Genomic DNA, 17,081 nt, shown 5'->3' on the forward strand with positions numbered 1-17,081 from the left:
ACGCCCGGCCGACGCCCGCCCGTCATCCGGGCCGGTGCTGCTCCGGGAGCCCGTGTCGCCAGCTGCGGCCCTGCGCGGCCTTGACGGCGCAGATCACGAGCAGGAGCCAGCCCCACTCCACGATCGCGACGCTCTCGGCGAGGGACGCGACCACGAGGACGACGAGCACGAGGGCCGTCCAGACGTAGCCGACGCCGCGCTTGGTCGTCGCCAGCACCCAGGACCGGCCGAGCGCGAGGGCGCAGAACGCCGCGAACAGCGCGAGCCCGACGAGACCGGCCTGCAGGTAGAGGTCGAGGTAGGCGTTCCGGCCGGTCTCCTGCGCGCCGCGGCTGACGAGGTCGAGGGCCGTGTACGGGTACGCGTCCCGGCGCCAGAAGCCGACGAAGCCCCAGCCCTCGATGGTGTTGAGGTCGATGAGGCGCAGCATCTCCCGCCACAGCGCGACGCGCTGGAGGTAGTCGGGCCGCGCCTGCAGCACCTGCAGCACGGGGGAGCGGAAGGCCACGACCAGCACCGCGATGCCGGCGGCGAGCACGAGGACCGCGCTGTTGGCCAGGGGCCGAGCCTGCCGCGCGAGGTGGCGGAGGCCGAGGATCGCGAGGGCGGCGACGGCGAGCACGAGGAACGTGCCGAGGATCACCGACGACCGCGTGAGCGACGCCACGAGGAGCGCGACGACCAGCGAGAAGACGCCCCGGCCGCGCGAGACGGACCGCGTCATGAGCTCCACCGCGAAGGTCACGGCGGCGACCAGGGCCACGATCCCGAGGGCGTTGCGCTCGCCGAGCAGCCCCTGGATGGGGCCGAGGCGCTCGAGGGCCCCGCGGATCCCGAGGAACGGGATGGGGCCGTCGATGAGGAGCCCCGCGAGCACCTCGAGCGCGAGGGACGACACCAGCACCAGCCGCAGCACGTCCCCGGCCGCGCGCACGATCTGGATGAGGTCGCGGACGACGCCGACGTACACCGCGAGGAACGCGGACGCCGCGAGGTAGAGCACGCCGCCGACCGCGTCCGGCTGGTACGCCGTCCACAGGAGCGTCGCCGCGCACCAGCCGACCAGGACGAGCAGCGAGATGGGCAGGAGGCCCCGCCACTCCCAGTCGCCGCGCTTCGCCGCGAGGGATCCCGCGGCCATCGCCACGAGCGCGGTGACGATCGCGATGAGCCCGGCCCAGCCCACGGTGGACCTGAGCGCGTGCGACAGGATCGCCGTGCCGAGGATGCAGTGCGTGAGCGCGGCGGAGAAGCGCGCCGACCCGAGCAGGTCGGGCAGGCGCTCCGGGAGCGGCAGGCGGGCGGGACGGGTCATGCGTCGGCCATCACGGGCGGTCGGCGGGGCACCGGGCGGCCGCGCGGATCAGGCGACGCGGGGGTCGGCGGCGGGCGCGGAGGCGGAGGGGACGGCCGCGGGGATCGAGGGGCCCTCGTGGGGAGACGGCGCGACCGCGGAGGCCGGCGCGGTCTCGGGCCGGACCGCACGGCGACGCGCGTCGTCGGGCCCCGGGACGTCCTCGCGCGCGACCATGCCGGACTTGGTGGCGATCGCGATGACGACGATCAGCAGCCAGTTGCCCTCGTACAGCAGCCGGCTCTCCGCGAGGCTCTGCACGACGAGCGCGGTCATCAGCAGCAGCGGCGCGAGCGCGAGCGTCGAGTACGGCTCGACGCGGTCCCTGCGGTGCTGCGGGCGGTCGATGGCGGCCCACCAGGAGCGCACGTAGGTGGTGACGACGAAGGCGGCGAAGGCCAGGAGGCCGATCGCTCCCACCTGCAGGAGGACGTCGAGGTACGCGTCGTGGGCCTGCAGGTAGGTGACGCCGCTGCGGACGGCGAGCCCCTGGAAGGGATGCACCCAAGGCGCCCAGTAGCCGATCCACCCCCAGCCGACGACGGGGTGCTGCTGCGCGAGGCCCAGCACCGACTCCCAGATCTGGAACCGGCCCGTGAGGTCGGGGGAGCGGCCGAGGAGCTCGAACACCTCGGCCGTGCGCGTGGCGACGACGCCCGCCCCGGCCACGGCGGCCACGGCGACGCCGCCCGCCAGCACGAGCCGGCCCCGGATGCCGACGCGGCGGGCGACGAGCGCGAGGGCGGCGACGACGCCGGTCATGATGAGCGCGACCAGGACCGTGGAGCTCCCGGTGAGGGTCAGGGTGAGGAGCGCGACGAGGATCCAGAGCACGGCGTCGCGGCGGCGGACCGTGCGCGCCGCGTACTGGAGCGAGAAGACGATCAGGCCGAGCAGCGCGACCATGGCGAGCAGGTTCGCGTTGCCGACGACGCCCTGGATCCGGCCGCCGCTGAGGAGCTCTCCGCGGGTCCACGCGAACGCGGCGGGCGCGCGGGGCCCGTAGTCGGTGAAGAACGGCATGACCGGCCCGCGGACCACGACGGCGACGAAGAGCTCGAAGGCGAGCGACAGGCCGAGGATGATGCGGAGCGCGCGTCCGAGGCCCTGCACGATCTCGGACCACGACAGCAGGACGACGAGCGTCAGCGCCGCGATGGACGTCGACAGCTGGATGAGCACGCCGAGCGCCGACTCCGGCCGGTACTGCGACCACGCGATGGAGAGCACCGCGATGCCCGTGAACGCGAGCAGCGGGATCGGCAGCACGCGCACGCGCGGGAGGGGGCGCGATCGCGCGAGCAGCGTGATGCAGGTGACCAGCACGGCGAGCGCAATGGCTCCGAAGCCCCACCAGCTGAGGCTGTCGCGCCACATGTCACCGGCGAACGTGGTGACGAGGACGAAGGTCGCGAAGCTCCGGAGGGCTCGGCGGCTGGCGGTGGGCATGCCCATCAGGGTATCCGGCCCGAGGCCCGGGTCCCGCCGCCTGAGGGGAGCGGCGGCGCCGGGGCCCCGCGCGCCGGCGCTCCATGCGCCCCCGCTGTCCATCAGACGAAGGCCGCGTGCCCCGTGATCGCGCGGCCGACGATGAGCGTGTTCATCTCGCGGGTGCCCTCGTAGGAGTAGATGGCCTCGGCGTCGGCGAAGAAGCGGGCCACGTCGTAGTCGAGCACGATGCCGTTGCCGCCGAACGCCTCGCGGCACCAGGCGACGGTCTCGCGCATCCGGCTGGTGGCGTACGCCTTGGCGAGCGCCGAGTGCTCGTCCGACTGCGTGCCCTCGTCGACCATCTCGGACGCGCGCGTCACCAGCCCGATCGACGCCGTGATGTTGCCGAGGCTGCGGACGAGGAGGTCCTGGATGAGCTGGTGCGCGCCGAGCGGCTTGCCGAACTGCTCGCGCTCGCCCGTGTAGGCGACCGCCGCCTCGTACGCGCCGATGGAGATCCCGATGGCGGCCCACGCCACCTCGGCGCGCGTGAGGCGCAGCACCGCGGCCGTGTCCGCGAACGACGTGCCGTTCTGGAGGCGGTTCCGCTCGGGCACGATGACGCCGTCGAGCTCGATGTCCGCGTTCTGCACGATGCGCAGCGCCTGCTTGTCCTCGATCCGCGTGGCGCTGAAGCCGGGGGAGTCGTTCGGGACGAGGAAGCCCTTGACCTGGCCGTCGTCGGCGTCCTTGGCCCAGATGACGGTGACGTCGCTCACGGTGCCGTTGCCGATCCAGCGCTTGGATCCCGTGATGCTCCACTCGTCGCCGCGGCGCGTGGCGACGGTGCGGAGGCCGCGGGCGGAGTCGGATCCGGACAGCGGCTCGGTGAGGCCGAAGGAGCCGAGGAGCTCGCCGGACGCGAAGCGGGGCAGCCACTCGGCGCGCTGCTCGGGGGATCCGGCGACGGCGACGCTGCCCATCACGAGCCCGCTCTGCATGCCGACGAGGGTCGCGATGCTCGCGTCGACGCGGCCGAGCTCCAGCGCGGCCCAGCCGCGGTAGACGGCCGAGTTCTCGAACGGGCGCGTCTCGGGGAACGGCATGCCGAATAGGCCGCGCTCGGCGAGGCCGGCGACGACGTGGCGGGGGAACTCGGCGCGGGCCCAGAGCCCGTTGACGTGCGGCTTGACCTCGGCCTCGAGGTAGGCGCGGAGGTCGGCGAGGGACTCCTTCTCCCGGTCGCCGAGCCGGGACTCGTAGCCGTAGAAGTCGCCGATGAGGGGGGTGAGGGACACGATGCTCCGTTGCGGTTCGTCGGCGCCCTCGGGGACGGGCGCCTGCGGGCGAGCCTAGGTCGGCGTCCGGGCGGCGGCGCCATCGGTTGGTACTTTGGTCGCGTCCGGACAGGACGCGCGCCCTCGGGCGTTGTAGGTAGCCGCCAAGCCCGACAGGATCCCGACGTGTTCACTGCCCTCGCCAACACCCCACGCGACTACGCCTGGGGCTCCCGCACCGCCATCGCCGAGCTGCTGGGCCACGAGGCGTCCGGAGGCCCGGAGGCGGAGCTCTGGCTCGGGGCGCACGACGGCTCGCCCACGCGCGTGGTCGACCCGTCCGCGGCGGGCGGCGCGACGACGCTGGCCGGGTGGATCCACGCGGACCCCGCGACCACGCTCGGCCCGCTCGCCCAGGGCCTCCGCCCGGGCGACGGCCCCGGCCTCCCGTTCCTCCTCAAGGTGCTCGCCGCCGACGGCCCGCTCTCGCTGCAGGCCCACCCGGACCTCCACCGCGCGCGCCTCGGCTTCCGCGACGAGGAGGACCGCGGCGTCCCGATCGACGCTCCGCACCGCAACTACAAGGACCCGCTGCACAAGCCCGAGCTGATCTTCGCCCTCAGCGACGAGTTCCACGCGCTCTGCGGCTTCCGGCCGCTCGCGGAGGTGCGCGACGTCTTCACGCTGCTGCTCACGCTCGACGCGTCGGGGCCCGATTCGGACCCGGCCGTGATCCGCACCGTGCTGTCGCGCCTCACCGGCTCCGAGGCGGACGTCCTGCGCGACGTGTTCGCCTTCCTCATGGGCGGCGGACCCGAGGTGCGCCGCCTGGTCGACCGCGTCACCCTGCTCGCGAGCCTCGCATCCGACCGGCAGTGCCGCGAGTTCTCGACCGAGATGCGCACCGTGCGGGAGCTGGCGGAGGCGTACCCGGGCGACCCCGGCATCGTGACCTCCCTGCTCCTCAACCGCGTGACGCTGCGCCGCGGCGAGGCCCTCTACCTGCCGGCGGGCAACATCCACGCGTACCTGCACGGCCTCGGGATCGAGCTCATGGCGGCGTCCGACAACGTGCTGCGCGGCGGCCTCACGCCGAAGCACGTGGACGTGCCCGAGCTCCTCGACGTGCTCGAGTTCCAGGCGCTCCCCGTGCCGTACCTCGAGCCCGAGCACGCGGCGCCCGGCGTCGAGCTGTACCGCCCCGACGTGCCCGACTTCCTGCTCGCGCACGTCTCCCCGGCCACGCGCGACGCGGACGAGGGCGACGGGGGCGCGAGCGTCGTCGACGTCGACGGGCCGGCCATCCTGCTCTGCACCTCCGGCGAGCTGACCATCCGCGGCGAGGTCTCGTCCGTCGTGGTCCGCCGCGGCGACGCCGTCTTCGTCACGCCGGACGAGGGCCGGCTCGTCGTCACGGGGGAGGGCGAGGCGTTCCTCGCGACGACCCCGGCGCCCGCGGCCGCCGACGACGACGGCGCGTGACCGGGGGCCATGACCGCCGTCGATAGGGTTGCCGCATGACATGGTTGGTCACCGGCGGCGCCGGCTACATCGGTTCGCACATCGTCTCCGCGTTCGCGCGGGCGGGCATCGACACGGTCGTCCTCGACGACCTCTCGAGCGGGCACGCGTCGTTCGTGCCGGACGGCGTCCCCTTCCACCGGGGATCCGTGCTCGACCGCGAGCTGCTCGCGCGCGTCCTCGGATCGGGTGACATCCAGGGCGTCGTGCACGTGGCCGGCTACAAGTACGCGGGCGTCTCCGTCCAGCGCCCGCTGCACACCTACGAGCAGAACGTGACCGCCACGGCCGTCCTGCTCGAGGAGATGGAGCGCGCGGGCGTCGACAGCATCGTCTTCTCGTCCTCCGCCGCCGTGTACGGGACGCCCGACGTCGACCTGGTCGACGAGCGCACGCCCAAGGCCCCCGAGTCCCCGTACGGCGAGTCGAAGCTCATCGGCGAGTGGCTGCTCCGGGACCAGGGCATCGCGAAGGGCCTCCGCCACGCGTCGCTCCGCTACTTCAACGTCGTGGGATCCGGCGACGAGGGCTACTTCGACACCAGCCCGCACAACCTGTTCCCGCTCGTCTTCGACGCGCTGCTCGACGGCCGCACGCCGCGCATCAACGGCGGCGACTACCCGACGCCCGACGGCACGTGCGTCCGCGACTACATCCACGTCGTCGACCTCGCGGCCTCGCACGTCGCGGCGGCACGCCGCCTCGAGGCCGGCGAGCCGGTCGAGCCCGTGTACTGCCTGGGCAGCGGCGCGGGCGTGAGCGTCCGGGAGATCATGACGGCCATCGCGCGGGCCACGGGCATCGACTTCGAGCCGGAGGTGCGCGACCGCCGACCCGGCGACCCGGCGCGGATCGTGGCCTCGGGGGAGCTCGCCGCGCGCGACATCGACTGGTCCATGCGCCACTCCCTGGACGACATGGTCACGAGCGCCTGGCACGCCCGTCAGGCCGGCGCCACGGCGTAGCGCCGGCAGCGAGCCGCGGCGCGTCGCAACCCTCGAGGAGCGGCTGAGGGTTTACCCTCCGCGGCTTGACGCGAGCGAGTTACACCGGTGTAATTATGACGATGAGCTGGGGCCGGCCGGGCGCTCCGGCCGCGTGGGGAGATCGTGACATGGCACTACCTGAGTACCACGCCGGAGTCCCCGACGACTGGTTCGTCGACCCTGTCCGACTCGGGGTCCCGGGCGTCCGCAGCGTCGACGAAGGCAACCCGCTCGCGTGGCAGGCCGACTCGCTCTGCGCGCAGACCGACCCCGAGGCGTTCTTCCCCGAGAAGGGCGGATCGACCCGGGACGCCAAGAAGATCTGCGGATCGTGCGAGGTCCGCAGCGAGTGCCTCGAGTACGCGCTCGAGAACGACGAGCGCTTCGGCATCTGGGGCGGCCTCTCCGAGCGCGAGCGCCGCAAGCTCCGCAAGCGCGCGGTCTGATCCGGCCGTCCCCGCCATCGCGGCGCCCGCCTTCCGGCGCGCCGTCCCGCTGCGGCGGATCCCCACCACGCACCACGTAGGGTCTCCCCTGTCATGCAGCCACGAGTAACCGCGATCCTCGTCGCCCACGAGGGCGCGCAGTTCCTCGACCGGACCCTCCAGGCCCTCGCCGCGCAGACGCGGCGGCCCGACCAGGTGGTGGCGGTCGACCTCGGCTCCCGCGACGGATCCGCCGCCATGCTCGCGGCGTCCGACCCCACGCGCATGGTGCAGGCCCCGGCGCGGATGACCTTCGGGCAGGCCGTCGACCAGGCCGTCCGGGTGATCCCCGCGCCCGAGGGCGACCACGAGCTGCTCTGGCTGCTCTCGGCCGACAACGCGCCGGCGCCCGACGCGCTCGAGCGCCTGCTCGCCGCGGTCGAGGCGTCGCCGAGCGTCGCGGTCGCCGGCCCGAAGACCATGGAGTGGGACCACCCCGGCTACATCCACGAGCTCGGGACGACGCTCACGACGCTCGGCGCGGCCGTGCCCGTCGTCGACGTGGAGCTCGACCAGGCGCAGTACGACGACATGAGCGACGTCCTCGGCGTCGCCGCGGGCGGCATGCTCGTGCGCCACCGCCTCTGGGACGAGCTCGGCGGGTTCGACGACGCGCTGCCCGTGATCGACGACGCGCTCGACCTCTGCGTCCGCGCGCGCCTCGCGGGACACCGCGTCGTGGTCGTCCCGGCCGCGCGCGTCGCCTCGGCGGGCGACGCCGCCCCCGGCACCGCCTTCCTGGGCAAGCGCACGCCCCGTCGACGGCGCCGTCGCCTGCGCAGGCAGGCGCAGCTGCACCGCCGCCTCGTCTACGCGCCCCCGGCCGCCGTCCCGTTCCATTGGCTCTCGCTGGTGCCGCTCGCCATCCTGCGCGCCCTGCTGCAGCTGCTCCGCAAGCGGCCGACCGCCGCGCCAGGCGAGATCGGCGCGGCCGTGCGGGTCGCCGTCGCGCCCGGGCGGATCCGCGCCGGCCGCCGCCGGCTCGCCGCCAGCCGGACGGCGCCCTGGTCGAGCATCGCGTCCCTGCGCCAGCCGCTCGCGGTCGGCCGTCGACGACGCTCGCTGGCCCGGGAGCAGTACCGCGTCGAGCACATGGGCGTCTCCGACGGCGTCGAGTTCCTCGCGACCGGGGGTGGGTGGACCGTGCTCGCCGCGCTCCTCCTCTCCGCCGTCATGTGGCTGCCGCGGCTCACCGGCACGGCCCTCGTCGGCGGGCAGCTCCTGCCGCTCGGCCCGAGCGCCGGCGCGCTGTGGGCGCAGGTCGGCATCGGGGTCCGCGGATCGGGCGCGGGGCCCGTCGCCCCCTCCGATCCCTTCGCCTACGTGCTCGCCGTGCTCGGCAGCGTCACCGCGTGGGAGCCGTCGCTCGCCGTCCTCGGCCTGTTCGTGGCCGCCCTGCCGCTCGCCGCCCTCGCCGCGTGGCTCTGCGCCGCGCAGCTCACGCGGAACGCCTGGCTGCGCGCGCTCGCCGCACTCGTCTGGACCCTCGCGCCCACCCTGCTCGTCGCGATCGGCGACGGCCGCCTGCCGGCCGTGCTCGCGCACCTGCTCCTCCCGTGGCTCGCGCTCGCGGTGCTGCGGGCGCCGCGCTCGTGGTCCGCGTCCGCCGTGGCGGGGATCCTCATGGCCGCCGTCGGCGCATCCGCCCCCTCGCTCGTGCCCGCCGTGCTCGTGCTCTGGCTCGTCGCCACGGTGCGGGCCGGACGCCGTGCCGGACGGCTCGTCACGATCCCCGTGCCGCTGCTCGCCCTCGTCGCGCCCCTCGTCGTGCACCGCGTGCTGCAGGGGCAGCCGCTCGCCCTCGCCGCCGACCCCGCCGTGCCCGCCGGCTTCACGCCCGCCGACGTGCCCGGCCTCGCGCTGGGCTTCCCGACGGCCGGCCTCGGCGGCTGGTCCGCATTCGTCGCCGGCCTCGGCGCCGGCCTCCCCGCCTCCGTCCCGCTCGTCGTGGTCGCGGTGCTGGTCGCGCCGCTCGTGCTGGGCGCCATCGCCGCGCTCTTCCTCCGCGGATCGCACCGCGCGGCCCTCGCGCTCGGCGTGACGGTGCTCGGGTTCGCGACCGCGGTGCTCGCCGCGCGGACGGTGGTGCAGTCGACCGGATCCGACGTCGTCGCGGTCTGGCCCGGGTCCGGCCTCAGCCTGCTCTGGCTGGGACTCGCCGGCGCCCTCGTGCTGGGCTTCGCGACGCTCGGCCGCCGCTCGCTCGTGCCGGGTCTCGTGGCCGCCGTGACCCTGGTCGTGCTCGCCGTGCCGCTCGTCTCGGCCGCGGTCGCCGGATCCACCGCGGTGCGCGCCTCCACCGACACCTCGCTCCCCGGCCTCGTGGTGGCGGAGGCGGCGACGGATCCCGCCGTCGGCACGCTCGTGCTCCGCGCCGCGGATGACGGATCGCTCTCCGCCGACGTCGAGCGCGGAGCCGGACGGACGCTCGAGCAGGTCTCCACGGTCGACTCGACCATCGGCCCGCTGTCCGACACGCAGACGCGCGTCGCCGAGCTGGCGGGCAACGTCTCCTCCCGCTCCGGCCTCGACGCCACCGACGAGCTCCGCGCGCTCGGCGTGAGCTACGTGCTCCTCGAGGCGCCAGCGGGCGACGCGGAGGCCGCCGTGCACGACCGCGCGCGCTCCGCCCTCGACGACGACCCGGTCTTCACGGCCGTCGGGCAGACCGAGGCCGGGCTCCTCTGGCGCTTCGTGGGCAGCGACGACCTCGTCGCCCAGACCGCCGGACCCGGCAACCTCGACGACCCGGGGCGCGCGGGCGTGCTCGCGGCGCAGGCGCTCGTGTTCGCGCTCACCCTGCTCCTCGCGATCCCCACCGGCGGCCTCGCGGCGCGCAGCCGCCCGCTGCCGGCCTACCGCGAGCCCGCCGCCGCCGCCGACGCGCGTCCGGCGGATGCCGAGGAGCCGCGGCCCGCCCACGACGACCGCGGCACCCCCGCGTACATCGACGAGCCGACCGGCGAGGCCGTGGAGGCCGCGTCCTTCGGCGACATCCGCCAGGCGGGGGAGCGCCGCGCCGGCGACGACGGGGAGCGCGACGACGTCGTGCCCGCGCCGGCCGCCGACCGGGACGACGACCGCCCCCGCGGCGCCGACGACGACCGCAGGAGGACAGATGGCCAGGCGTGACGCCGTGCGCATCGCGACGCGCGTGACCACCGGGATCGTCGGCGTCGCCGTGCTCGGGGTCGTGGTGACGGGCGCGCTGCTGCTCCCGCCCGCCTCGGGTGACGCGAGCGCCCCCTCGGTCCTCGTGACCCCCGTCGTGACCGACCAGCAGCGCGTCTGCCCCGGCTCGCTCCTCCGTCCGCCCGCGGCGGACGCGACGTCATCGACCACCGCGGTCGCCGTGGGGAGCGCCGCCGTGACGAGCGGATCCGCCGCGACCGGGTCGACCGGCGCGGCCCCGGCCGTCCGCACCTCGCGCATCCAGGCCCCCGAGGTGCAGGGCGGGGCGTCGAGCGCGCCGTCCGTCCTCGCCGTCGCGGGCGCCGTCGACGACGCCCCGACCGACCTCGCGGGCGCGGCGTCCGAGATCGCGACGGAGGGCGACATCGCGGGGCTCGCCGCCACGTCGTGCTCCGAGGCCACCGCCGACGCGTGGCTCGTGGGCGGCGCGACGACCACCGGCCGCACCACGTTCGTCGTGCTGGACAACCCGTCCGGCGTCTCCTCCACCGTCGACCTCGCCATCACGGGCGAGGAGGGCGCCGTCAGCGCCCCCGGCGCCAGCGGCATCTCCGTGCCGGCCGGCGGCCGCCGCGTGCTCAGCCTCGCGGGCCTCGCCCCCGACCTCTCCTCCCCGGCCGTGCACGTCCAGAGCCGCGGCGGCCAGGTCGTCGCCCGGCTCGAGCAGAGCACGGTCCGCGGGCTCCTCGCGGGCGGCGTCGACTGGATCGGCCCGGCCGCCGCCCCGTCCACCGCGCTCACCATGACCGGCCTCCGCATCGACTCGCAGGCGGCGCCCGTCGCGCCCGTCGAGGGCGGGGACGCGCCCCCTGCGGAAGAGGGCGGAGCCGCCCCCGGCGCCGGCTCGGACGGCGGCGCCGACCCCGACCTCGTGACGGCCGTTCGCATCGTCGTCCCCGGATCCGAGGACGCCGACGTCAGCGTCAGCGTCGCCCCCGAGGAGGGCACGGACGGCACGGGGACCACGTTCACGCTGCAGGCCGACGCGGGCCGCACGATCGACGTGCCCGTCTCCGCCCTCTCCGACGGCCGCTACTCGGTCACCGTGCAGAGCTCGGCGCCCGTCACGGCGGCCGTGCGCAGCGTGTCCGGCGCGGCGGAGGGCGGCGCGACCGACTTCGCCTGGCTCCCGTCCGCGGGGGCGCTCTCGCGCGACGCCCTCGTGTCGGTGCCCGCCGGCCCCGCGCCGCTCCTGCACCTGCGGAACGCCGGCGACCAGGCGGCCTCCGTCACCGCGCGCCCGACGGACGGCGCGGCGGCCGTCACGCTCGACGTCCCCGCGGGATCCGAGGTCTCCGCCGCCGTGGAGGCCGGGCGCACGTACCTGCTCGAGGGCTCCGCCGGCCTCACCGCGACCGTGACCCTCGCCGAGCCCGGGCGATCCGCGGCGCTGCCCGTCGTGCCGGTGCTCCCGGCCGCGGACCCGCTGCGCGTCCACCCCTGACGCCGCGAGGCGCTGACGCCGGGCATCCGTCCGCCCGGAACAGCGGCATGGCCGCCCGGGCGGACGCCTGACGCCCGTTCGGGATCCGCCGTCAGTGCGGGTCGTACCTGTCGGGGGCGAGGTCCCACGGGTCCTTGCCGAGCAGCTCGGCCACCGCGCGGTACACGCAGCCCTCGACGAGCGCCCGCTGGTGGTACTCGTCCTCCTCGTGCAGGTGCGCCAGGCGCTCGATGGGGAGCCGGTAGAAGATGACGCGGCGCTCGTCGGCGAGCACGCTCCAGCGGTCGATGCCGTCCCGCTCGCTGTTGCGGGCGGGCAGCGCGGCGACCTCGAACGAGACCCGGTCGAGCTCGTCGGGCCAGAGGCCGCGGAGGTACTCGGCGGCGGACGCGACGGTCTGGTCGAAGACGTCGGCGCGCGTGCGCAGCACCGGCAGCTCCGGGCCGGTGACGGGGGAGCGGAGGCCGCGGCCGTGCCGATCCCGCCAGGAGCCCCGGATCGAGACGTGGCCTCCCCGGCGGCGCGATCGTGGCATGGCCCCATCGTACGGCCCCGGGGTCGGCGGTAGTGTGGGCCCGACATGACGAACAGGCCCTGCTCCCGCGTCGGCTGCACCGGCGGCGCCACGACCACCCTCACCTACGTCTACGCGGACTCCATGGCCGTCCTCGGTCCCCTCAGCCACGACTCCGAGCCGCACAGCTACGACCTCTGCGACCGCCACGCCGCCCGTCTCTCGGCCCCGCAGGGCTGGCAGATCGTCCGGCACGGGGTGCTCGGTGAGGTAGGTTCCTGAGCATGACGACGACTCCCGCCGAGACGCTGACCGCCATCGTGAAGACCTACGACGTGCGAGGTCTCGTCGGGAGCCAGCTCACCGAGGAGCTGGTCACCGCCCTCGGTGCCGGCTTCGTCGACGAGCTCGGCGCGGCCGGGCGCGAGATCATCGTGGGCCACGACATGCGCGACTCCTCGCCGTCCTTCGCGCAGGCGTTCGCCCGGGGCGCGACGGCCCGCGGCGGCAACGTGCTCCTCATCGGGCTGTGCTCCACGGACGAGACCTACTTCGCGTCGGGATCCCTCGACGCCCCCGCGGTCATGTTCACCGCGAGCCACAACCCGGCCACCTACAACGGCCTCAAGTTCTCCCGCGCGGGCGCCCAGGGCATCAGCCTCGACACGGGCCTCGGCGCCATCCGCGACCGCGCCATCGGCTTCCTGGCCGACGGCATCGCCGCGGTGGAGCCCGCGGGCCAGGTGCGCGAGCGCGACGTGCTCGCCGACTACGCGGGCTACCTGCGCCAGCTGGTCGACCTCTCCGGCATCCGCCCGCTGCGCGTCGTGGTCGACGCGGGCAACGGCATGGGCGGCATGACCGTCCCGGCCGTGCTCGGCACCGCGGCCGGCCTGTCCGAGCTGCCCATCGAGATCATCCCCCTGTACTTCGAGCTCGACGGCACCTTCCCGAACCACGAGGCGAACCCGCTCGAGCCGGCGAACCTCGTCGACCTGCAGAAGGCGGTCGTCGAGCACGGCGCCGACCTCGGCCTCGCCTTCGACGGCGACGCGGACCGCTGCTTCGTCGTGGACGAGAAGGGCCAGGCGGTCACGCCCAGCGCCGTCGCGGCGATCGTGGCGCTCCGCGAGATCTCGCGCGTGAAGGCGCAGTCGCCGGATGAGGACGTCACGGTGCTGCACAACCTGATCACCTCGCGCATCGTCCCCGAGACCATCGAGGCCGCGGGCGCCACGGCCGTCCGCACGCGCGTCGGCCACTCGCTCATCAAGGACCAGATGGCCGCCACCGGCGCCGTCTTCGGCGGCGAGCACTCCGCGCACTACTACTTCCGCGACTTCTGGGGCGCCGACAACGGCATGCTCGCCGCGATGCACCTGCTCGCGGAGTTCGGCCAGACCGACGGCCTCATGTCCGACCTCTCCGCGCGCTACACGCCGTACGCGCTGTCGGGCGAGATCAACAGCACGGTCGACGACGTGCCCGCCGCCTACGAGCGCATCGTCGAGGCCTTCCGCGGCCGCGGCGAGTTCGACGAGCTCGACGGCCTCACGGTCGACGGCCCGGTCGGCGACGACGGATCCTTCTGGTGGTTCAGCGTCCGCCCGTCGAACACCGAGCCGCTCCTGCGCCTGAACGTCGAGGCGTCGACCGAGGCCAAGATGGCCGCCCTCCGCGACGAGCTCCTGGGGCTGATCCGCGGGGCCTGATCCCCAGTCCCGCACCACCACGACGCCGCGTCCCTCCCGAGGGACGCGGCGTCGTCGTGTCCGCCCCGCCTGATCCACACCCCCAGGGGGTATGCAGGGATACCCCTCGGGGGTACCATGGACGGAACGGGAGGTGGCCGCCATGGTCGGGTACAGCGAAGGCAAGGACGACATCCTCAAGCGGCTGCGGCGCGCGGAGGGGCAGGTGCGCGGGATCGAGCGCATGGTCGAGTCCGACACGTACTGCATCGACGTGCTCACGCAGGTCTCCGCCGTCACGCGCGCCATGGAGACCGTGGCGCTGAAGCTGCTCGACGACCACCTCGCCCACTGCCTCGCGGAGGCGGCGCGCGAGGGCGGCCAGGTCGCGGACGACAAGGTGCGCGAGGCCTCCGCGGCCATCGCGCGGCTCGTCCGGTCCTGATCCGCCCGACCGCCGCCGCCGCATCCATCGACATCGCACGACACGAAGGAGACCCCATGAGCACCACGACCTTCCCCGTCACCGGCATGACCTGCGAGCACTGCGTCGCGAGCGTCACCGAGGAGGTCGGCGAGCTGCCGGGCGTCGCGTCCGTGGCCGTCGACCTCGTCGTGGGCGGCGAATCCACCGTCACCGTCGAGAGCGATGCGCCGCTCGACCCCGCCGCCGTGCGCGCCGCGGTCGACGAGGCCGGGTACGTCGCGGGGCTCTGACATGACCGACCCCGCATCCGGATCCGCGCCCGCCGGGGATCCCGTCGCCGCCCGGTCAGAGGAGGGCGGCGTGCTGACGCGCGTCGACCTCGACGTGCAGGGCATGACGTGCGCATCGTGCGCGATGCGCATCGAGCGGAAGCTCGGCCGGATGCCCGGGGTCGAGGCCGCCGTCAACTACGCCACGCACCGCGCGCGCGTGCGGCTGCCCGCGGGCACGAGCGTCGAGGACGCCATCCGCACCATCGAGCGCACGGGGTACCGCGCGTCCGAGCGGGCCGGGTGGGGGAGCGGGGCGGCGGACGTCGCGTCCGCTCCGGGCTCGGCCGCATCCGCATCCGCAGCCGCGGAGCGCGCGCCCGTCGCGGTCGAGGCCCCGCGCCTCCGCCCGGCCGCGTCCGACGCCGGCGCGGCGGATCCGGCATCCGCCCCCTCGCCCGAGCCCGCGGCGGCGCCCGCCGCCCGTGACGCCGTCGCGGCCCGCCGCCCCGACGCCGACGAGCTCGCGCTGCGCCAGCGCCTCGTCGTCTCCGCGGCCCTCACCGCCCCCGTCTTCCTCATGGCGATGATCCCGGCGCTCCAGTTCGACGACTGGCAGTGGCTGTCCCTCGCGCTCGCCGCGCCCGTCGCGGTGTGGGGCGCGTGGCCGTTCCACCGGTCCGCGGCCGTCAGCGCGCGCCACGGCGGCGTCGGCATGGACACGCTCGTGAGCATCGGCGTCGCGGCCGCCTTCCTCTGGTCCCTGTACGCGCTCTTCCTCGGCGACGCGGGCGAGCCCGGCATGCGCATGACCATGAGCCTCGTCCAGGATCCGGGCGGCGGATCCGGCGACGTCTACCTCGAGGTCGCCGCCGCCGTCACCGTCTTCCTCCTCGGCGGCCGCTACCTGGAGGCGCGGGCCGCCCGCGCGTCCGGTGCCGCCCTCGCGGCGCTCCTCGACCTCGCCGCGAAGGACGTCGCGGTCATGCGCGACGGAGTCGAGCGGCGGATCCCCATCCGCGACCTGCGCGTCGGCGAGGAGTTCGTCGTGCGGCCGGGCGAGCGCATCGCGACCGACGGCGTGGTCGTCGACGGCGTCAGCGCGGTCGACCGCTCGCTCCTCACGGGCGAGTCGCTGCCCGTGGAGGCCGGGCCAGGCGACGACGTCACGGGCGCCACCCTGAACGCCGGCGGACGCCTGCTCGTGCGCGCCACGCGCGTGGGGGAGGAGACCCGCCTCGCCCGCATGGCCGCGCTCGTGGAGGAGGCCCAGACCGGCAAGGCCCGGATCCAGCGCCTCGCCGACCGCGTCTCCGCCGTCTTCGTGCCGGTCGTGCTCGTGCTCGCCGTCGGCACGCTCGTCGGCTGGCTGCTGCTCGGGTTCCCGCCCGAGGCCGCGTTCACCGCGGCGGTGGCGACCCTGATCATCGCGTGCCCGTGCGCCCTCGGCCTCGCGACGCCGACCGCGCTCCTCGTGGGCACCGGGCGCGGCGCGCAGCTCGGGATCCTCATCACGGGCCCCGAGGTCCTGGAGTCGACCCGGCGCATCGACACCGTGCTGCTCGACAAGACCGGCACCGTCACCACGGGCGTCATGTCGCTCGTGCGGGCCGTGCCCGCGGCGGACGTCGACGCCGACGAGCTCCTGCGCGTCGCCGCCGCCCTCGAGGCGCGGTCGGAGCACCCGGTCGCGCGGGCGGTCGTCGAGGCCGCGGGCGCCGGATCCCTGCCCGCCGTCGAGGGCTTCGTCGCCACTCCGGGCCTCGGCGTCCACGGCGTGGTCGACGGGCGCGCGGTCGCCGTCGGGCGGCCGTCGTGGCTCGCCGACGCCTGGTCCGCGAAGCCCGACGCGGCGCTCGCGGCGGCGCTGCGCGAGGCCGAGACTGCCGGATCCACCGTCGTCGCCGTCGCGTGGGATGGGGCCGTCCGCGGGATCCTCGCCGTCGCCGACACCGTCAAGCCCACGAGCGCCGAGGCCGTCCGCCGCCTGCGCGCGCTCGGTCTCCGTCCCGTCCTCCTCACGGGCGACACCGCGGGCGCCGCGCACCGCGTCGCCGCCGAGGTCGGCATGGAGGAGGTGATCGCGGGCGTCCTCCCCGAGGGCAAGCTCGACGCCGTGCGCCGCCTGCAGGCCGAGGGCCGCGTCGTCGCGATGGTCGGCGACGGCGTGAACGACGCCGCCGCGCTGGCGCAGGCCGACCTCGGGATCGCGATGGGCACGGGCACCGACGCGGCCATCGAGGCGGGCGACATCACGATCGTCCGCGGCGACCTCGTGCTCGTCGCCGACGCCGTGCGGCTCGCGCGGCGCACGCTCAGCACGATCCGCGGCAACCTGTTCTGGGCCTTCGCGTACAACGCGGCCGCGATCCCGGTCGCCATGCTCGGTCTCCTCAACCCCCTGGTCGCGGGCCTGGCGATGGCGCTCTCGTCGGTGTTCGTCGTCACGAACAGCCTGCGCCTGCGCTCCTTCCGGTAGCGGGCTCGCGC

At 75.3% G+C, this 17,081-nt stretch carries 14 protein-coding genes; 10 read left to right on the forward strand and 4 right to left on the reverse strand.

Going from position 1 to position 17,081, the window contains the following annotated elements; all coding sequences use genetic code 11:
- Positions 1-22: 22 nt before the first annotated feature.
- From KYT88_RS05310 to KYT88_RS05320, 3 genes are all read right to left on the reverse strand, one after another.
- On the reverse strand, positions 23-1,315 hold the full coding sequence (locus KYT88_RS05310; RefSeq protein WP_043584622.1) for an O-antigen ligase family protein: 1,293 nt from the start codon (positions 1,313-1,315) through the stop codon (positions 23-25).
- A gap of 48 nt (positions 1,316-1,363) precedes the next feature.
- Positions 1,364-2,803 carry an O-antigen ligase family protein gene (locus KYT88_RS05315; RefSeq protein WP_237583799.1) on the reverse strand — a complete coding sequence of 480 codons (1,440 nt, stop codon included), beginning with the start codon at positions 2,801-2,803 and terminating at the stop codon, positions 1,364-1,366.
- A 101-nt stretch (positions 2,804-2,904) separates the two neighbouring features.
- Complete coding sequence (locus KYT88_RS05320; RefSeq protein ID WP_043584627.1) at positions 2,905-4,083, reverse strand: acyl-CoA dehydrogenase family protein; 1,179 nt, start codon at positions 4,081-4,083, stop codon at positions 2,905-2,907.
- A gap of 165 nt (positions 4,084-4,248) precedes the next feature.
- On the opposite strand from KYT88_RS05320, the gene manA reads away from it, so the two are divergent.
- The 5 genes from manA (at position 4,249) to KYT88_RS05345 (ending at position 11,690) form a co-directional block, all read left to right on the forward strand.
- Complete coding sequence (gene manA / locus KYT88_RS05325; protein ID WP_043584629.1) at positions 4,249-5,544, forward strand: mannose-6-phosphate isomerase, class I; 1,296 nt, start codon at positions 4,249-4,251, stop codon at positions 5,542-5,544.
- A 35-nt stretch (positions 5,545-5,579) separates the two neighbouring features.
- Positions 5,580-6,548: a UDP-glucose 4-epimerase GalE gene (gene galE / locus KYT88_RS05330; RefSeq protein WP_043584631.1), complete on the forward strand. Its 969-nt coding sequence runs from the start codon at positions 5,580-5,582 to the stop codon at positions 6,546-6,548.
- Positions 6,549-6,697: 149 nt separating this feature from the next.
- Positions 6,698-7,015 (forward strand): WhiB family transcriptional regulator, encoded by a 318-nt coding sequence (locus KYT88_RS05335; RefSeq protein WP_051629264.1) that lies wholly within the window; start codon positions 6,698-6,700, stop codon positions 7,013-7,015.
- Between the two features lie 93 nt (positions 7,016-7,108).
- Positions 7,109-10,186, forward strand: a complete 3,078-nt coding sequence (locus KYT88_RS05340; RefSeq protein WP_043584633.1) for a glycosyltransferase family 2 protein — start codon at positions 7,109-7,111, stop codon at positions 10,184-10,186.
- Positions 10,173-11,690: a DUF5719 family protein gene (locus KYT88_RS05345; protein ID WP_043584635.1), complete on the forward strand. Its 1,518-nt coding sequence runs from the start codon at positions 10,173-10,175 to the stop codon at positions 11,688-11,690. Before KYT88_RS05340 ends, KYT88_RS05345 begins: the two co-directional genes overlap by 14 nt.
- Positions 11,691-11,781: 91 nt before the next feature.
- On the opposite strand, the gene KYT88_RS05350 is transcribed toward KYT88_RS05345, so the two are convergent.
- Entirely contained in the window at positions 11,782-12,225 is a 444-nt protein-coding gene (locus tag KYT88_RS05350; protein WP_043584637.1) for a metallopeptidase family protein, read from the reverse strand.
- A gap of 45 nt (positions 12,226-12,270) precedes the next feature.
- On the opposite strand from KYT88_RS05350, the gene KYT88_RS05355 reads away from it, so the two are divergent.
- From KYT88_RS05355 to KYT88_RS05375, 5 genes are all read left to right on the forward strand, one after another.
- Positions 12,271-12,486, forward strand: a complete 216-nt coding sequence (locus KYT88_RS05355) for a DUF3499 family protein (protein WP_012037719.1) — start codon at positions 12,271-12,273, stop codon at positions 12,484-12,486.
- A 2-nt stretch (positions 12,487-12,488) separates the two neighbouring features.
- Positions 12,489-13,916, forward strand: a complete 1,428-nt coding sequence (locus KYT88_RS05360) for a phosphomannomutase/phosphoglucomutase (RefSeq protein ID WP_043584639.1) — start codon at positions 12,489-12,491, stop codon at positions 13,914-13,916.
- Positions 13,917-14,058: 142 nt separating this feature from the next.
- Positions 14,059-14,340 (forward strand): metal-sensitive transcriptional regulator, encoded by a 282-nt coding sequence (locus KYT88_RS05365; RefSeq protein WP_015489737.1) that lies wholly within the window; start codon positions 14,059-14,061, stop codon positions 14,338-14,340.
- Positions 14,341-14,396: 56 nt separating this feature from the next.
- Positions 14,397-14,612 (forward strand): heavy-metal-associated domain-containing protein, encoded by a 216-nt coding sequence (locus tag KYT88_RS05370; RefSeq protein WP_043584641.1) that lies wholly within the window; start codon positions 14,397-14,399, stop codon positions 14,610-14,612.
- 1 nt (position 14,613) lies between these two features.
- A complete protein-coding gene (locus tag KYT88_RS05375) occupies positions 14,614-17,070 on the forward strand; it encodes a heavy metal translocating P-type ATPase (RefSeq protein WP_237583800.1) in 2,457 nt (818 codons plus the stop codon).
- Positions 17,071-17,081: the final 11 nt, after the last annotated feature.

The organism is Clavibacter sp. A6099 (genome assembly GCF_021919125.1).
In the GTDB taxonomy this organism is placed as follows: domain Bacteria; phylum Actinomycetota; class Actinomycetes; order Actinomycetales; family Microbacteriaceae; genus Clavibacter; species Clavibacter seminis.

Coding starts and splice junctions, on each gene's coding strand:
- KYT88_RS05310 (WP_043584622.1), bottom strand. CDS start 1,315: ATGACCCGTCCCGCCCGCCTGCCGCTCCCGGAGCGCCTGCCCGACCTG.
- KYT88_RS05315 (WP_237583799.1), bottom strand. CDS start 2,803: ATGCCCACCGCCAGCCGCCGAGCCCTCCGGAGCTTCGCGACCTTCGTC.
- galE (WP_043584631.1), top strand. CDS start 5,580: ATGACATGGTTGGTCACCGGCGGCGCCGGCTACATCGGTTCGCACATC.
- KYT88_RS05335 (WP_051629264.1), top strand. CDS start 6,698: ATGGCACTACCTGAGTACCACGCCGGAGTCCCCGACGACTGGTTCGTC.
- KYT88_RS05340 (WP_043584633.1), top strand. CDS start 7,109: ATGCAGCCACGAGTAACCGCGATCCTCGTCGCCCACGAGGGCGCGCAG.
- KYT88_RS05345 (WP_043584635.1), top strand. CDS start 10,173: ATGGCCAGGCGTGACGCCGTGCGCATCGCGACGCGCGTGACCACCGGG.
- KYT88_RS05350 (WP_043584637.1), bottom strand. CDS start 12,225: ATGCCACGATCGCGCCGCCGGGGAGGCCACGTCTCGATCCGGGGCTCC.
- KYT88_RS05355 (WP_012037719.1), top strand. CDS start 12,271: ATGACGAACAGGCCCTGCTCCCGCGTCGGCTGCACCGGCGGCGCCACG.
- KYT88_RS05360 (WP_043584639.1), top strand. CDS start 12,489: ATGACGACGACTCCCGCCGAGACGCTGACCGCCATCGTGAAGACCTAC.
- KYT88_RS05365 (WP_015489737.1), top strand. CDS start 14,059: ATGGTCGGGTACAGCGAAGGCAAGGACGACATCCTCAAGCGGCTGCGG.
- KYT88_RS05370 (WP_043584641.1), top strand. CDS start 14,397: ATGAGCACCACGACCTTCCCCGTCACCGGCATGACCTGCGAGCACTGC.
- KYT88_RS05375 (WP_237583800.1), top strand. CDS start 14,614: ATGACCGACCCCGCATCCGGATCCGCGCCCGCCGGGGATCCCGTCGCC.